General features: G+C 68.8%; 17 protein-coding genes. 11 read left to right on the top strand and 6 right to left on the bottom strand.

Going from position 1 to position 15,825, the window contains the following annotated elements:
• Window positions 1-176: 176 nt before the first annotated feature.
• Entirely contained in the window at window positions 177-1,094 is a 918-nt protein-coding gene (locus ACIA5H_RS03280) for a sulfurtransferase (protein ID WP_397073603.1), read from the bottom strand.
• 169 nt (window positions 1,095-1,263) lie between these two features.
• On the opposite strand from ACIA5H_RS03280, the gene ACIA5H_RS03275 reads away from it, so the two are divergent.
• Window positions 1,264-2,037 carry a helix-turn-helix transcriptional regulator gene (locus ACIA5H_RS03275; RefSeq protein ID WP_397073601.1) on the top strand — a complete coding sequence of 258 codons (774 nt, stop codon included), beginning with the start codon at window positions 1,264-1,266 and terminating at the stop codon, window positions 2,035-2,037.
• Here ACIA5H_RS03275 and ACIA5H_RS03270 read toward each other — a convergent pair.
• From ACIA5H_RS03270 to ACIA5H_RS03260, 3 genes are all read right to left on the bottom strand, one after another.
• On the bottom strand, window positions 1,966-2,598 hold the full coding sequence (locus ACIA5H_RS03270; protein WP_397073599.1) for a nucleoside triphosphate pyrophosphatase: 633 nt from the start codon (window positions 2,596-2,598) through the stop codon (window positions 1,966-1,968). The two genes, ACIA5H_RS03275 and ACIA5H_RS03270, sit on opposite strands and share 72 nt — an antisense overlap.
• A complete protein-coding gene (locus ACIA5H_RS03265; RefSeq protein ID WP_379252112.1) occupies window positions 2,595-2,921 on the bottom strand; it encodes an acyl-CoA carboxylase subunit epsilon in 327 nt (108 codons plus the stop codon). The genes ACIA5H_RS03270 and ACIA5H_RS03265 overlap by 4 nt, the downstream gene beginning before the upstream one ends.
• A gap of 203 nt (window positions 2,922-3,124) precedes the next feature.
• Window positions 3,125-4,765 carry an acyl-CoA carboxylase subunit beta gene (locus ACIA5H_RS03260; RefSeq protein ID WP_355073546.1) on the bottom strand — a complete coding sequence of 547 codons (1,641 nt, stop codon included), beginning with the start codon at window positions 4,763-4,765 and terminating at the stop codon, window positions 3,125-3,127.
• A gap of 205 nt (window positions 4,766-4,970) precedes the next feature.
• On the opposite strand from ACIA5H_RS03260, the gene ACIA5H_RS03255 reads away from it, so the two are divergent.
• Window positions 4,971-5,159 (top strand): hypothetical protein, encoded by a 189-nt coding sequence (locus tag ACIA5H_RS03255; RefSeq protein WP_356964601.1) that lies wholly within the window; start codon window positions 4,971-4,973, stop codon window positions 5,157-5,159.
• A 27-nt stretch (window positions 5,160-5,186) separates the two neighbouring features.
• Window positions 5,187-5,990: a biotin--[acetyl-CoA-carboxylase] ligase gene (locus ACIA5H_RS03250; protein WP_355073550.1), complete on the top strand. Its 804-nt coding sequence runs from the start codon at window positions 5,187-5,189 to the stop codon at window positions 5,988-5,990.
• A gap of 18 nt (window positions 5,991-6,008) precedes the next feature.
• Here ACIA5H_RS03250 and ACIA5H_RS03245 read toward each other — a convergent pair whose 3' ends face one another.
• The gene (locus tag ACIA5H_RS03245; RefSeq protein WP_379252113.1) at window positions 6,009-6,962 is read right to left on the bottom strand and encodes an acyl-ACP desaturase; all 954 of its coding nucleotides are present in this window, start codon (window positions 6,960-6,962) and stop codon (window positions 6,009-6,011) included.
• Window positions 6,963-7,121: 159 nt separating this feature from the next.
• On the opposite strand from ACIA5H_RS03245, the gene ACIA5H_RS03240 reads away from it, so the two are divergent.
• Genes ACIA5H_RS03240 through ACIA5H_RS03230 form a run of 3 tightly spaced genes read left to right on the top strand, consistent with a single transcriptional unit; the run spans window position 7,122 to window position 9,665 of the window.
• Entirely contained in the window at window positions 7,122-7,667 is a 546-nt protein-coding gene (locus tag ACIA5H_RS03240) for a PH domain-containing protein (RefSeq protein WP_355073554.1), read from the top strand.
• 17 nt (window positions 7,668-7,684) lie between these two features.
• A complete protein-coding gene (locus ACIA5H_RS03235; protein WP_040865082.1) occupies window positions 7,685-8,362 on the top strand; it encodes a response regulator transcription factor in 678 nt (225 codons plus the stop codon).
• A gap of 1 nt (window position 8,363) precedes the next feature.
• Entirely contained in the window at window positions 8,364-9,665 is a 1,302-nt protein-coding gene (locus ACIA5H_RS03230) for a HAMP domain-containing sensor histidine kinase (RefSeq protein WP_355073558.1), read from the top strand.
• A gap of 1 nt (window position 9,666) precedes the next feature.
• Here the strand turns inward: ACIA5H_RS03230 and ACIA5H_RS03225 are convergent, their stop codons facing one another.
• Entirely contained in the window at window positions 9,667-10,206 is a 540-nt protein-coding gene (locus ACIA5H_RS03225; protein WP_355073560.1) for a GtrA family protein, read from the bottom strand.
• 39 nt (window positions 10,207-10,245) lie between these two features.
• Between ACIA5H_RS03225 and ACIA5H_RS03220 the strand changes: the two genes are divergently transcribed.
• The 5 genes from ACIA5H_RS03220 (at window position 10,246) to ACIA5H_RS03200 (ending at window position 15,682) form a co-directional block, all read left to right on the top strand.
• A complete protein-coding gene (locus ACIA5H_RS03220; protein WP_397073594.1) occupies window positions 10,246-11,466 on the top strand; it encodes a 5-(carboxyamino)imidazole ribonucleotide synthase in 1,221 nt (406 codons plus the stop codon).
• A complete protein-coding gene (purE, locus tag ACIA5H_RS03215) occupies window positions 11,459-11,974 on the top strand; it encodes a 5-(carboxyamino)imidazole ribonucleotide mutase (RefSeq protein WP_379252115.1) in 516 nt (171 codons plus the stop codon). Before ACIA5H_RS03220 ends, purE begins: the two co-directional genes overlap by 8 nt.
• A 285-nt stretch (window positions 11,975-12,259) precedes the next feature.
• Window positions 12,260-13,459, top strand: a complete 1,200-nt coding sequence (locus tag ACIA5H_RS03210; RefSeq protein WP_397073591.1) for an NAD(P)/FAD-dependent oxidoreductase — start codon at window positions 12,260-12,262, stop codon at window positions 13,457-13,459.
• A gap of 190 nt (window positions 13,460-13,649) precedes the next feature.
• On the top strand, window positions 13,650-14,609 hold the full coding sequence (locus ACIA5H_RS03205; protein WP_397073589.1) for an RNA polymerase sigma-70 factor: 960 nt from the start codon (window positions 13,650-13,652) through the stop codon (window positions 14,607-14,609).
• Between the two features lie 29 nt (window positions 14,610-14,638).
• Window positions 14,639-15,682 (top strand): hypothetical protein, encoded by a 1,044-nt coding sequence (locus ACIA5H_RS03200; protein WP_397073587.1) that lies wholly within the window; start codon window positions 14,639-14,641, stop codon window positions 15,680-15,682.
• Window positions 15,683-15,825: the final 143 nt, after the last annotated feature.

Below are 15,825 nucleotides of genomic sequence, written 5' to 3'. Positions count from 1 at the left end.
TCTGGTCGCTTCGCCGGGGGTGGGGTCGCTGTGCGGGCTCCGCTCCCATAATCGACAAACTTACGTCTCGGGCGAGTGTAGGCAGTCTGCCAACAGTCGCCGAACTCGGCTAGGCCTACTGAACAGTAGGTCGCGGATCACAACGTACGCGTCCTGTGTTTGGGACCGCGCCCCGCCTACCTGCTCCGCGTGCGTCGCGACCCGCCGCGCGCGGGCGCCTCGCCGGGTTCTTCCCCCGTGGCGATCGGCATGCGCACCGAGTTGCCCCACTCGGTCCACGACCCGTCGTAGTTGTGTACGCCTTGGCGCCCGAGCAGGTAGGTCAGGACGAACCAGCTGTGAGCGGATCGCGCGCCGACTCGACTGTAGACGATCACCTCGTCCGCGCCTGCCAACGCGCGGTAGACGTCGTCGAGTTCGGTGCGGGAGCGGAAACGCCCGTCGGCGGTGAGCGCCTCGGACCACGGGATGTTCGACGCGCTGGGAATATGGCCGCCGCGCAATGCCGCGTCCTCGGGGTTGGCCGGTTGGAGCACATCCGCGCCGGAGTACTCCTCGGCCGAGCGCACGTCGAGCACCGGTTTGCCGAGGTGGGCGAGCACGTCCTCGCGGAAGGCGCGGAAGGTGCTGTCGTCTCTGCGCACAGCCGGATAGCCGCTGTGCACCGGGTAGTCGGGTTCGAAGGTCGTGTCGCGCCCTTCGGAGATCCACGCCGCGCGGCCGCCGTCGAGCAGGCGCACGTCCTCGTGCCCGAACAGGGTGAACACCCATGCCGCGTGCGCCGCCTGCGTGTTCCCGTGATCCCCGTAGATCACAACCGTGTCGTCACGATCTATACCTTTCGCGCGCATCAGTTCGGTGAATCGCGTTCCGTCGATATAGTCGCGCGTGACCGGATCGTTCAGATCGCTTCGCCAATCCAGTTTGGTGGCGCCCGGAACGTGCCCGATGTCGTAGAGCAGCGTGTCCTCGTTGGCCTCGATGATCTTGAGTCCCCGCGCGCCTATGTTTGCCGACAGCCACTCCGTGGTTACTAGTCGGTGTGGGTGTGCGTAGGAACCGAGCGAGGGATGAGGGTCCGGAGCGACGGGCACGGTGTTTGGGTCCTTCACGCATGGGTGGACGGTGGTGGCAGCGGTTCGAGGCCTCACAGCGATGGTAGGTGTGAGGCGACAGTGGCTCTCGTTTCAGATCACAAATCGGATGAGGGCTGAATAAAGGGCACCTACATCCGATAAAGTCTCCCGGGAGGAGGGGTGAGCTATGTCCGATTCTTGGCCGCGGCGGCGACTGCTCGCGATCCTACGTGGCGCCAGCGAGCCTCTCGACGCCCAGGAACTGGCCAGAATCACCGGACAGCACGTCACCACGGTCCGGTTCCATCTGGATGTGCTCACCAGGGAATCCCTCGTCCGGCAGTTCCAGCAGCCGCCGCGTGGCCGCGGGCGACCGCGCATCGGATACAGCGCGGTGCAGCGATCGGTGGGCTACCAGGATCTCGCCCAGGTGCTCGCCGACCAGCTCGGCCCGGATCCCCGGCGCAGGGCGGAGGCGGCGAATGCGGCGGGCCGCGCCTGGGGCAGCAGACTCGACGTCGGTGACCATCGGGTCGAGTCGCTGGAGGACGCCAAGGATCTCACGATGACGTTGATGTCGGAACTGGGTTTCGCGCCCGAGCGCGACTCTTCCCCGGAGAACGAGGGGAAGGTGCTGATCCGGATGACCGCGTGTCCGCTGCGCGAACTCGCGCGAACGCATTCCGAAGTGGTCTGCGGCGTGCACCTCGGGCTGCTCGAAGACGTCCTCCGCCGGGGCGGCGCGCAGGGGACCATCGACGTGCGGATGCATCCGTTCGTGGAGCCGGAGCTGTGCGTGGCCCGTCTGGAACTCATCGCGGCGCAGCGCGCCGAGGCCCAGGAGACCGCGAAGGTGCCCGGCGGTGACGCCGAGGCGTTCACCACGCCGTCAGCCCGTGTGGCCCCACAGCTGCGTAACGCCGATCCCAACATCGCCAAGCAGTCGGCGCAGCAGTGGTAGCCCGATGCCGATGACGCTGGACGGGTCGCCATCGATGCGGTCGACGAACCAGCCGCCGAGCCCGTCGAGGGTGAACGCGCCCGCCACCTGGAGCGGCTCGCCGGTCGCGATGTAGGCGTCCAGCTCGTCCGGCTCGGGCTTGGCGAAATGCACGGTGGTGCTGCTGCAGTCGACCGCTTCGGCGATGATCCCACCGTCCCGCATCCGCAGCACGCAGTGCCCGGTGACGAGATCGGCGCTGCGTCCGGCCATGTCGCCCCAGCGCGCGCGGGCGACCTCGGGGGTGTGCGGCTTGCCCTGCAACTCGCCGTCCACGAGCAGCATGGAATCACAGGCCACCACAACGCAGTCGGCGGCGAACTCCGGAACCGCGGTGGCGACGGCCGCCGCTTTGGCGCGCGCCAACTCCACCACGACCCCCTGCGGAGGGGTGCCCTCGGGGAGGGCGGCGGCCACCGCGTCCTCGTCCACGGCGGAGACCCGGACGATCGGGTCGATGCCCGCCGAGCGGAGCACCTCCCGGCGGGCCGGGGACGCGGAGGCCAGGATCAGCCGCGTCACCCGCGCAGGTGGGACAGCTGTGGGAAGGAGTACGGGGAGAACGGGGAAGCGCCGCGATGCATCAGCGTCGGGTGGCCCCACAGGTCGGGCGGGCCTGCGGGCCCGCCCGGCGCGGCGCTGTTCGCGGCGGCGGACAGGACGCACACCAGCGCGGCGAGTTCCTCGTCGGTCGGCGAGCCCTTCACGACACGGAAGAACGGCTCCGGGGTGGCCTCTGCGGATTGCGCTGTCGCGGTCGAACCGGTGGACGCACCGGCCTCGTCTGCGATCGGGTCGACTGTGAGATCCAGTTCGACGGCGCTCAACACATCTTCTTCTGCCACGGTCGTCACAGTGCCAGGTCCTCTCTTCGCCCTTATCAGCGGAACTGATCAGGCTGTTCCCGTTTTCCGACAAGTTATGGATGAAGCAATCGTCCTCGGACGCACTCTTTGCTTCTCTGCAACAAGCCGGTACACGCCAGCGTAAGTGTTACCGAGGCCGATGCCCCACCCTTTGTGCGCGGCCTATCGAGGGTATCGCTCGATCACAGCGGGATGTTGCCGTGTTTCTTCGGCGGCAGGGTGACCATCTTGCGTTCGAGCAGTCGCAGCGCGGAGACGATCTGGCCGCGGGTGTGCGACGGCGGAATGACCGCGTCCACGTAGCCTCGTTCGGCGGCGACGTACGGGTTCACGAGTGTGTCCTCGTACTCGTTCTGGAGCTCGAGCCGCAGCGCATCGACATCTCCGCCGTCTTTGGCGGCCTGCTGGAGCTGCTTGCGGTAGACGAAGCCGACGGCGCCCGAAGCGCCCATGACGGCGATCTGGGCGGTCGGCCAGGCGAGGTTCACATCGGCGCCCATGTGCTTGGAGCCCATGACGTCGTAGGCGCCGCCGTAGGCCTTGCGCGTGATGATCGTGATTTTGCCCACAGTGGCCTCGCCGTAGGCGTAGAGCAGCTTCGCGCCGCGCCGGATGATGCCGTTGTACTCCTGCCCGGTGCCGGGCAGGAAGCCGGGCACGTCGACCAGGGTGATGATCGGGATGTTGAACGCGTCGCAGGTGCGCACGAAGCGCGCGGCCTTCTCCGAGGCGTCGATGTCCAGGCAGCCCGCGAACTGGGTGGGCTGGTTGGCCACGATGCCGACGCTGCGGCCGTCGATCCGGCCGAAGCCGACGATGATGTTCATCGCGCGCTCGGCCTGCACCTCGAGGAACTCGTCGTCGTCGAGCAGGCGACGGATCACGTCGTGCATGTCGTAGGGCTGGTTCGGCGAGTCCGGGATGATCGTGTCCAGCTCGAGATCCTCGTCGGTGAGCGAGTCCTCGATCGCGCCGTCGATCGGGTCGGTGGCCGGGAAGCGCGGCGCCTCGGCACGGTTGTTGCTCGGCAGGTAGGACAGCAGGTCCTTGACGTAGTCCAGGGCGTCCTGCTCGCCGGAGGCGACGTAGTGCGCCACACCGGACTTGGTCATGTGCGTGTGCGCGCCGCCCAGGTCCTCCATGGTGACGTCCTCGCCGGTGACGGTCTTGATGACGTCCGGGCCGGTGACGAACATCTGGCTGGTGCCGTCGACCATCACGACGAAGTCGGTCAGCGCGGGGGAGTACACGTGGCCACCGGCGGCCGGGCCCATGATCAGCGAGATCTGCGGGATCACGCCGGAGGCCTGGATGTTGCGGTGGAAGATCTCGCCGTAGAGACCGAGCGAGACCACGCCCTCCTGGATGCGCGCGCCCGCGCCCTCGTTGATGCCGATCAGGGGGCGGCCGGTCTTCAGGGCCAGGTCCATCACCTTGACGATCTTCTCGCCGTAGACCTCGCCGAGGCTGCCGCCGAACACCGTGACGTCCTGGCTGAAGATGCAGACATCGCGGCCGTCGATGGTGCCGTAACCGGTCACCACGCCGTCGCCGAGCGGGCGGTTGTGCTCCAGGCCGAAGTTCACGCTGCGGTGGCGGGCCAGGGCGTCGAGTTCGACGAAGGAGCCTTCGTCCAGCAGGGCGAGGATGCGCTCGCGGGCGGTCATCTTGCCCTTCGCGTGCACCTTGTCGACCGCGGCCTCACCCATCGGGTGCTTCGCCTCTTCCAGCCGATTCCGCAGGTCAGCCAGCTTCCCGGCGGTGGTGTGGATATCGGGGGAACCCGCGGGACCTGATGCGGGCTGCTGCTGGACACTCGTCATGGCATCGGAGTGTAACCAGTACCAGTGCGTCTCTCTAACCCAGACGGGGGCTACCGGCGAGTAGAAAACCGCAGCTAGATCAATTTTCGGAGGCAAACTTCCTGGTCGGTAGCGACGTTGGGGAGGCGGAAAATGAGTATCGCCCACCGGTCGGGTCCGGATAGCCTGAGGGCGAAACATTTTCGGCTCAGGGGAGGAGCGCGTCATGTGGGAATGGGGTAGGACTTTCGCCGAATACGCTGCCGCCGCGGCGTGGACACGGACCACGGAGACGGCTCCGAAGTACGGCGAGCCCGAGTGCTGGACCGAGACCGCCGAGGGCGAGCCGGAGAACGACCGCGCGGGCATGGCGGCGCGCGACCCGCTCGTCTCCGGGTACGACCTGGCCGGGTAGCGCCCGCGCGGCGAGTAGCCTGCCGGTGTGCAGAGGCCACCGTTGGATGCAGAGCAGTTGCGGCGCAGTGCCGTCGACTCGCCGGAACTGTCGTTCTTCTCGCGGATCGACGTGGTCGAGTCGACCGGGTCCACGAACGCGGATCTGATCGCGCTGGCGGCCGATCCGGACGCCGACCACGTCGTTCTGCTGGCGGAAACCCAAGTGCAGGGGCGTGGCAGGCACGCGAGGACCTGGGTCAGCCCGCCCCGGGCGCAACTGGCGATGTCGGTGCTGGTGCGTCTGCCCGGGATCGGCCCCGCTTCGCTCGCCTGGCTGGCGCTGCTCACCGGCGTCGCCGTGGTCGACGCGCTGCGGACCACGGCGGGCGTCGCCGCGGAACTCAAGTGGCCCAACGACGTGCTGATCGACGGACGCAAGGTCGCGGGCATCCTGGCCGAGGTCGCGGCGAGCGGGGGCGGCGCGCCCGCCGTCGTGATCGGGCTCGGGCTCAACGTGAGCCTGACCGAAGAGGAACTGCCGGTGCCGCACGCCACGTCGCTGACCATCGCGGGTGCGCGGCAGACCGACCGCACGGTGCTCGTGCGGTCGCTGCTGACCGAGTTCGCCCGTCGCTTCACCGCGTGGCGCGACGCGGATTGGGCGACCGACGAACTGGCCGCCGCCTACCGCGAGCGGTGCGCCACCATCGGCACGGAGGTCCGCGCCGAACTACCAGGCGGCCGACAGCTCACCGGCATCGCCGAGGGCGTCGACGACTACGGCCGTCTGCTCATCGGTGGCGAAGCGGTGTCCGCGGGCGACGTCACGCATCTGCGCGCCCAGTACTGACCGCCTCTCGCGGCGGCCTCAGACGTGCTGGGCGACGTCGCGCGCGGCGTCCCGGGCGAGTGCGCGATCGCGCTGCTCCTCGAACTTGATCACGTCTTTGGCCAGCTGCTCCACGAACGTGCCCAGTTCGTCGCGCGCCTGCTCGCCGCGCGGCCCGAAGTCCGAGCGGTCGAAGACGTTCCACTGTTTGAGCACCGGCTCGACGACCTCTTCCAGGTGCTGGCGCAGGTCGTAGATGCCGTGCTTGGCCATCAGCACGCCGTAGCGGCGGAAGTTGGGCATCCCGGCGCCTGGCATCAGGAAGTTCGTGATGATCCTGGTGATCGCGGGCAGCGCCTGGTCGGGCACCAGGTCCAGCGCCGCGCCGCACAGGGAGCGATAGAAGATCATGTGCAGGTTCTCGTCGGCGGCGATGCGCTGGAGCAGGCGATCGGCGACGGCGTCGTTGCATGCCTTGCCGGTGTTGCGATGCGACACACGGGTGGCCAGTTCCTGGAAGGTGACGTAGGCGACGCTCGCCAGGAACCCGCCCCACCCGTCCGGCGATCGGACCCCGTTGCTCATGTGGATCATCCGGGCCTCCTCCAGGGCGACCGGATCGACGGCGCGGGTGACGACCAGGTAGTCCCGCATGGCGATGCCGTGGCGGTTCTCCTCGGCGGTCCAGCGGTCGACCCAGGTGCCCCACGGTCCGTCCTCGGAGAAGTTCTGCGCGATCTCCCGGTGGTAGGAGGGCAGGTTGTCCTCGGTGAGCAGGTTGGTGATCATCGCGACCCGGGCGACTTCACTGAGGTGCGATTGCTCCGGTTGCCAATCCACGCCGCCAAGGGCGGCGAAGTTGCGGCCCTGGCTCCACGGCACATAATCGTGCGGGTTCCAGTCTTTCGCCATGGACAGGTGCCGATTCACGTTCTCTTCGGCGACGGGTTCGAGTTCGGCCAGGATCTGCAGCGGGGTCAGGTCTTTGGTCACGCGTTCCTCCACGGTCGGAATCGGCGATGATGGTGAGCCGGGCGTTGCGCGATACAGAGAGCCACTGCGCGGAAATAGTCACACGCAGGGTGCCGATTGTGCAGCATGACGCGCTGCGGTGTCAGCCGTTCGGGCATCTTGACGCGGTACTGTTCCTACATGGGTTATCCCGAGGATGTGCTGGCGCCCGACGAACGGTTGCTGCTGCATCGCCACCCGCATTGGAAGATGCTCTTCTGGCCGATCGTGACGCTGATCGTCGCCACCGCTCTCGCGGGTTTCACAGGGGGACTCATTTCGCAGAAGGCCACGGGCACCACCGCCTCGGCGCTGCTCATCACGGTGCTCGTGGTGTATGTGGCGATTCTGCTATGGCGTTGCGCCGTACCGGTTATCAGCTGGAAGTCGACGCATTTCATCGTCACCGACCGGCGGGTGCTGGTGCGCCAGGGCGTCATCACCCACAGCGGCATCGACATCCCGATGAGCCGGATCTCCAGCGTGCAGTTCCGGCATGGGCTGTTCGATCGGTTGCTCGGCACCGGGACGTTGATCATCGAGTCGTCCTCCTCGGAGCCGCTGGAATACGACGACATCCCCGCAGTCCAGCAGGTGCATTCGCTGCTCTACCACCAAGTGTTCGAGGTCGAACGCCATCGGGACGGGCGTGACGAGCGCTGGGACGACCGCCGCAGCTACCGGTGAGCCCGTAACCTGGGCGTATGACCGCTGTACTGCTGGCCGAGGACGACGATGCCATCGCGGCCCCGTTGTCGCGCGCGCTCGGCCGCGAGGGCTACTCGGTGACTGTCGAGAGTTTCGGCCCCGCCGTGCTGCAGCGGGCTCTGGAAGGCGGGCACGACCTGCTCATTCTCGATCTCGGCCTACCCGGCATGGACGGGCTGGAGGTCTGCCGTCAGGTGCGCGCCCGCGGCGCGGATCTGGCCGTGCTGATGCTCACCGCGCGCACCGACGAGGTGGATTTCGTGGTGGGGCTGGACGCGGGCGCCGACGACTACGTCGGCAAGCCGTTCCGGCTCGCCGAGTTGCTCGCCCGGGTGCGAGCGCTGTTGCGGCGCAGCGGAATCGGCGACGACACGGTCGAGGTGGGCGGCATCCGCCTGGAGCCGGCCGCCCGGCGCGTACTGGTCAACGGCGTCGAAATCGGTTTGGCCAACAAGGAATACGAGCTGCTCAAGGTGTTGATCGACCGGGCCGGTCAGGTGGTGGCGCGCGAGACCATCCTGCGCGAGGTGTGGGGCGACGCGGAGTTGCGCGGTTCCAAGACGTTGGACATGCACATGTCCTGGCTGCGCCGCAAGATCGGGGACGAGGGCCCCATGGCCGAGCGGCGCATCGTCACCGTCCGCGGTGTCGGATTCCGGCTGAACACCGACTGACGTGCGCCGCCGGATCTTGCGTTCCATGCTCACCGTGCTGACCCTCACCACGGTGGTGCTCGGCGTGCCCCTGATCTACACGGCGTGGTTGTGGGTGGAGGACATCACGCGCAACGACCTGCAGAACCGGCTGGACCGGATCGCGACGGAGATCATCGCGCAGGAACGCGACGGCACGGTGTCCGGCGAGCTGGACATCCGGTCCGTGGCGCCGTTGGTGCCGGAGAACGGCAGGCTCACCATCGTCTACCCGTCGCAGCGGGACAACGCCGTCCGCCGCGACGTGGGGGTGGCCGACGTGTCCGACCCGCTGGTCGAGTCGCTTTCGATGGGCAAGTCCGCTTCGCTGCGCCTGGAGGTGCCGTCCGCGCCGATGCACGCCATGCAGCGCCAGGCGGTCGCGGTGGTCGCGCTGGCGGTGCTCGCCTCGCTCGGCGCGGCGGTCTCGGTCGCGGTGGTCACCGCCCGGCGGGTGGCCGATCCGCTGCGGGACGTCGCGGCGCGCGCGGCGCGGCTTGCCATGGGCGATTTCCGGCCCGATCCGCGCAGGCACGGCATCGCGGAACTGGATCGCGTATCCGACGTGCTCGACTCGGCGACGGTGGAGATCGCCGGACGACTCCAGCGCGAACACGCCCTGGTGGCGGACGTCTCGCATCAGCTGCGCAGCAGGCTGACCGCCGTGCGGTTGCGCCTGGACGAGTTGTCCGCGCACGCCGACCCGGAGGTGGTGCACGAGGCCGAGGAGGCGATGGCTCAGGTCGACCGGCTCACCGACGCGATCGACGACCTGGTCCGCGCCTCCCGCGACGAGGACGCGGCCGACCGCGATCCGGTGCCCGTGATGGACGAACTGCGCGGTGTCGTCGCCGAATGGAAACACCCGTTCACCGAGGCGGGACGGTCGCTGACGCTCACCGGCGACGAGTCGTTGCGCGCCCCGATCACGGGTTCGCGGTTGCGTGAGGCGGTGACGGTGCTGGTGGACAACGCGCTCATGCACGGCGGCGGGACCTGCACGGTGTCGGTGCGCTCGGTGCGGCCGGGAGCCGATCGCGAGCCGCTGGTGTGTGTCGAGGTGGCCGACGAGGGCCACGGAGTGCGCGACGAGCTGGCGCCGCACATCTTCGACCGCGGTTTCTCCGCGGGCGGTTCCACCGGTGTCGGGCTGGCGCTCGCGCGGGCGCTGGTCGAGGCCGACGGCGGACGGCTGGAATTACAGCGGCGCAGGCCCGCGCTGTTCGCGGTGTTCCTCGGGTCGAAGGCCCGTCCGGCCAACTCGGTGGTGCCCGAGCCGAGGTGACTCAGCCGCGGCCGAGTTCCTCTTCCACGAGGTCGACGAATTCCGCTTCGAGTTCGCTCATTTCGTCGGGGAAGACCCAGCGGCGCATCGACCAGAAACGGAACGCCATCTGCAGCAGATTGCCGATGATGAACGCGCTGATGAAGTCGGCGACGTTCTCGACCGTGAAGCTCACGTTGGGCTGGCGCAGGTCGAAGACGTAGCTGGAAATCCACAGCGGGGTGAAGGCGAGGACGACGCCGACGCCGCTGACGGCGAAGAACAGCAGCGCTTCGTGATGACGTTCCCGCCCGCCGCGATTCTTGAACGACCATTCCCGGTTCAGGATGTAGGACGCGATCACGGCGATGACGCCGGAAATGATCTTGGCCGTGACCGGTTTCTCCGCGAGCACCGTCCACTTGAGTATGTAGAAGATGCCGCTGTCGATCACGAACGTGGTCGCGCCGACGATCGCGAACTTGATCAATTCCCGCTGCCGGTACGCGATATCTTGCAGCGGCTTGGGGAGGACGCTGACCACGTCGTCGACGAATGACACAAGACCGGAGTGTACCGGTAGCTGTCATTTGCGCCGGACATGACAATATTGTCCGACGTGAGCGCACGTTCCTTCGATCCTTCGGCCATGCCCACCGTCACCATGATCGGCGGCGGCCAGTTGGCGCGCATGACCCACCAGGCGGCGATCGCGCTTGGCCAGCGGCTGCGCGTGCTCGCCGAGAACCCCGAGGACCCGGCCGCGCAGGTCAGCCCCGAGGTGGTGCTCGGCAGCCATACCGACCTGACCGCACTGCGCAAAGCGGCGGTCGGCTCGCACGCGCTGACCTTCGACCACGAGCACGTGCCGACCGAGCACCTGGAGGCGCTGGTCGCCGAGGGCGTCAACGTGCAGCCGCCGCCGCGGGCGCTGGTCTACGCGCAGGACAAGTTGGCGATGCGCACCAAGCTGAGCGCGCTGGGGCTGCCCGTGCCCGCGTTCACGCCGGTGACCTCGGTCGAGGACGCGGTGCGCTTCGGCGACGAGCACGGCTGGCGGATCGTGCTGAAAGCGGTGCGCGGCGGCTACGACGGGCGCGGCGTCTGGATGCCGGAGTCCGCCGACGCGGCAGCGGCGATCGTCGCCGATCAGCTCGCCCGCGGCGTCCAGCTGCTGGCGGAGGCGAAGATCGAACTGAAGCGGGAGCTGTCGGCGATGGTGGCCCGTTCGCCGTTCGGGCAGGCGGCGACGTGGCCGGTGGTGGAGACCGTGCAGCGCAAAGGGCAGTGCGCGGTCGTCATCGCGCCCGCGCCCGAGCTGCCGGAGGACACGGCCGCCGCAGCGGAGACGATGGCGCTGAATCTCGCCAAGGAACTCGGCGTCGTCGGCGTCATGGCGGTGGAGCTGTTCGAGACCACCGACGGCGAGCTGCTGGTGAACGAGCTGGCCATGCGCCCGCACAACTCCGGGCACTGGGGCATGGACGGCGCCCGCACCGGGCAGTTCGAGCAGCATTTGCGCGCCGTGCTCGACTACCCGCTCGGCGACACCGCGCCGCTGGCTCCGGTGACCGTGATGGCGAACATTCTCGGCGCGCCGCAGGCCCCGGCGATGTCGATGGACGAGCGGCTGCACCACCTGTTCGCCAGGATCCCTGAGGCGAAGGTGCACCTGTACGGAAAGGGCGAGCGTCCCGACCGCAAGATCGGGCACGTCAACATCCTCGGCGACGACGTGGCCGAGGTCAGGGAGAAGGCCGAGCGGGCGGCGCACTGGATGTCGCACGCGATCTGGACCGACGGATGGGATCCGCATGAGTGAGGAACTGGCCATCGCCCCCGCGGTCGGCCTGATCATGGGCAGCGACTCGGACTGGCCGACGATGGAGGCCGCCGCGGAGGCGCTGGCCGAATTCGGGATCCGTTTCGAGGTGGGCGTCGTCTCGGCGCACCGCACGCCGCAGCGCATGCTCGACTACGCGCGTTCCGCGGCGGGGCGCGGGTTGAAGGTCATCGTCGCCGGCGCGGGCGGCGCTGCCCACCTGCCCGGCATGGTCGCCTCGGCCACTCCGCTGCCGGTGATCGGCGTGCCGGTGCCGCTCAAATACCTCGACGGCATGGACTCGCTGCTGTCCATCGTCCAGATGCCCGCCGGCGTGCCGGTCGCCACCGTCTCCATCGGCGGCGCCCGCAACGCGGGCCTGCTCGCCGCCCGCATCCTCGCCGCCCACGACCCGTCCCTGCGCACCCGCATGGAACAGTTCCAAGCCGGGCTCGAGCAGATGGTGCTGGAAAAGGACGACGCGCTGCGCACCAAACTTCTGGGCTGAGCGACGCACGGTCAGCGGTCGCGCGCGCCCACTCGCGACCGCTTCCACAAATCCGGCTTTCTCCAGAGCGTTCAGCACGTCTCCAGCGGTTTCCGCTGGGTTGGTACGTGAGTCGGCGATTTGCTGAATGCACGCCCAGACCACGCGGTCGATCTGGACAAGTACTCCGGAGATGGCTGCGATCCACCCCGACGTGACCCGAGTAGTGATCTACGTCACATGGTGTCAGGAATGTTCGGGGCTGCGGTGTCTTGTTTTCGAGCCTCTCGGAGCGAAGGAGACACCATGAGCAAGAAGATCGACGTGGTCGTGATCGGTGGCGGGTATGCCGGTGTGATGGCGGCGAACCGGCTGACGCAGCGCGATGACGTCGCGGTGACCGTGATCAATCCGCGCTCGGCGTTCGTTCCGCGGTTGCGTCTGCATCAGCTGGTGGGCGGGACGCACGATGCGGTCGTCGACTACACCGAAGTGCTGGCCGAGGGGGTCCGGCTGGTGGTCGACAGCGTGACACGGATCGACGCGCCCGGGCGCAGCGTGACGTTGGCCGAGGGGGGCACGGTCGGCTATGACTACCTGGTCTACGCGGTGGGTAGCGGCAGCGCGGGCTCGCGGGTGCCGGGCGTGGACGAGTTCGCTTATCCGATCGCCACTTTGGAGGCGGCGCAGCGGTTGCGGTCGGTGCTTTACGACACGCCGATGTCGGCGGCGGTGACGGTCGTCGGGGGTGGTCCGACGGGCATCGAGACCGCTACGGAGCTGGCGGAGCGGGGTCGCGCGGTCACGTTGGTGTGCGGCGGCGTGGTCGGCCCGTACCTGCACCCGAGGGCCCGGCGGACTGCCCGCAAGTACCTCGCCAAGTTGGGGATCACCGTGCTCGAAGGCCCTGATGCGGCGGTCACGGCGGTGACGCGGGATGCCGTGGAACTCGGTGACGGCCGCACATTGGCGAGTCGGGTGACCATCTGGGCCACCGGGTTCGGTGTGCCGGATCTGGCCGTCACCAGCGGACTGAGCACCGACGCTACGGGACGACTGCGCACCGACGAGACGTTGACCAGCGTCGACGACGAGCGCATCGTCGCGGCCGGGGATTCGGCGGCGCCGTCCGATCTGCCGTTCCGGATGAGCGCCTATGCCGCGGGGTGCCTTGGCGCCCATGCCGCCGACACGGTGCTGAACCGGATCGCGGGTGAAAGGCCTGCGCCGATCGACCTGTCTTTCCCCGCGATGTGCATCAGTTTCGGCCGGGGCGCGGGAATCTTCCAGCTCGGCCACAAGGACGACACCGCGATGCCGCTCTACTTCAGCGGACTCGCGGGCAAGAAGTTGAAGGAGTTCTCCTGCGCCGCCAGCGTCGAGCACCTGGTGAACGAAGCGCGCAAGCCCGGCTCGCATCACTGGCCCAAGGACGGCAAGCACCGGCCCCAGCTGCTGCGGGAGCAGCGCGGCGGCGCGCCGGTCGCCGCCGAACGGGCTGTGTAGCAGCGCCGGTGGTCTCCGGTCGACTACTTCGCCCGCACCGGGTGTGGCAGCGCTGTTCTCGCCGTCGCCGCCGCACCCGCCCGGCCGTCGGCGCATCGCCGGATGCGAGCGCATCGTCCGGTGTGCGCCGGACTGGGCATCGACGATCCAGCGAGTCGGATCGAACGTCTGAGCAACAGAAGAGGACCTCATGGAAGCAGCCAGTGGAGCCGATGAGAAACGGGGGACCGGCCAGAAGGCAGAAGGCCGGGACGGCGGCGACCACACCGCCGCGGCGGCGACCGAGACGTTCCTCGCCCACCGCAACCTGCTGTTCACCGTCGCCTACGAAATGCTGGGATCGGTGGCCGACGCCGACGACGTCTTGCAGGAGACCTGGTTGCGCTGGGTCGGCGTCGACGCGGCGCACGTCACCGAGCCGCGCGCCTACCTGGTCCGGATCACCACTCGGCAAGCGCTCAACCGGTTGCGCTCGGTGAAGCGCCGCAGGGAGGCATACGTGGGCTCCTGGCTGCCGGAGCCGCTGCTCACCACACCGGATGTGGCCGCCGACGTCGAACTCGCCGAAAGCGTGTCGATGGCGCTGATGCTCGTGCTCGAGACATTGACCCCGATCGAACGGGCGGTGTTCGTGCTGCGCGAAGCTTTCGGGTTCGGCTACGACGAGATCGCGGCCGCGGTCGACAAGACGCCCGCCGCCGTCCACCAGATCGCCCACCGCGCCCGCCGCCACGTCGAAGCCCGCCGTCCACGTCGCTCGGTCACCGCGCGCCAGGCCGAAGCGGCCGCCGAGGCGTTCCGGCGCGCGCTCGAGACTCGCGACCTGCAAGGACTGCTCGACGTGCTCGCCCCCGACGTCGTCGCCATCAGCGACGGCGGAGGTATCAAACAGGCCACGCCACGGCCGGTCTTCGGTGCCGAAAAGGTGGCGCGGTTCATCGTCGGCGGCCTCACCAAGCACGATGTCGCGGTCACCGTCGAATCGACCACGGTCAACGGCAGCCCCGCACTGGCTCTGCGCATGGACGGCGAACTGGACGGCGTCCTCGCGATGCGCGTCGAGGACACCCGTATCACCGGCCTCTACTACGTGCGCAACCCGCAGAAACTGACCCACGTCGATTCGCAGACCCCGCTCACCCTGCGATGAACACCGACCCCACCGTTCGAGGAGTAGACATGACCACGCTGGCACCGCTCGCCGACACTTTCCCGTCGCGATGGCCGACGGTGGCCGGAGCGGTTGCCCTGCTCACGGCGATCGTCAGCGTGCTGCTCGTCGCCTTCGCCTGGCCGTCGGCGCGGTCGTCGGTACACGATGTGCCGATCGCCGTCGCCGGTCCGGCCACCGCGGTCGCTCAGGTCCGCACGGCACTCGAGCAACGGCTGCCGGGAGGCTTCGAGATCACCGAGGTCCCCGACACCGCGGCCGCGGAAACGCTGATTCGCGACCGGCGGGTGTACGGGGCGATCGCCGTCGGCTCCGGTGCTCCCGAGGTCATCGTCGCCTCCGCCGCGAGCACTGCGGTCGCCCAGACCTTGCAGGGCATCGCGAGCGGCCTCGCGCAGGAGGGCAAGCCCGGCACGGCGGCCCGCGACCTCGCCGCCCTGCCTGCCGACGACCCGCGCGGCGCCGGCTTGTCGGCAGGCGCCCTGCCCCTGGTCATGGGCGGTCTGCTGGCCGCGGTGCTGCTGACCCGGCTCGTGCGCGGCACCGCCCGTCGGGTCACCGGAGCGCTCGCCTTCGCGATCACCGGCGGCCTGGCCGTCGCCGCGATCCTGCAGTTCTGGCTCGGCTCGCTCAGCGGCTCCTACCTCGCCAACTCCGGCGCCGTCGCGCTGTCCATCGCGGCCACCGCTGCGGCCGTCCTCGGGCTGGAGGCGCTGCTCGGATACGCCGGGATCGGAATCGGCGCCGTGCTCATGATGCTGATCGGTAACCCGCTCTCGGGTACCGCGACCGCACCAGAAATGCTGCCCGGCTGGTCGGGCGCGCTCGGCCAGCTGCTGCCGCCCGGTGCCGGTGGCCGGTTGCTGCGTTCCACTGCCTTCTTCGACGGTCGAGGGGCCACCCACGCCGTCCTCGTCCTGCTGGCCTGGCTCGCGCTCGGCGTCACGCTGTGCCTGGTCAGCGGGCTGCGCGCACGCCGTTCCGCCACCGGCGCGGCGGGACTTCGGGGTACCGCAACACCGGCCGGCATGTCGGCGACCCTCGGCAGCTGACGGGACGAAGGGGCGTGCTTGTGCACGCTGGTCGGGCTGTGCGCGGACGAACAGAGTGTCGGCGCGCGCCCCGGTCACCGCGACGATCGCGGCGACGCCGGTTGGGAGCACGGTCGGTCTCGCCGAGCCGCGGCCACTGCGGT

The sequence above is a fragment of the Nocardia sp. NPDC051900 genome (genome assembly GCF_044452545.1).
Classification (GTDB): domain Bacteria; phylum Actinomycetota; class Actinomycetes; order Mycobacteriales; family Mycobacteriaceae; genus Nocardia; species Nocardia sichangensis.
This window is presented reverse-complemented; position numbering and strand designations above follow the sequence as displayed.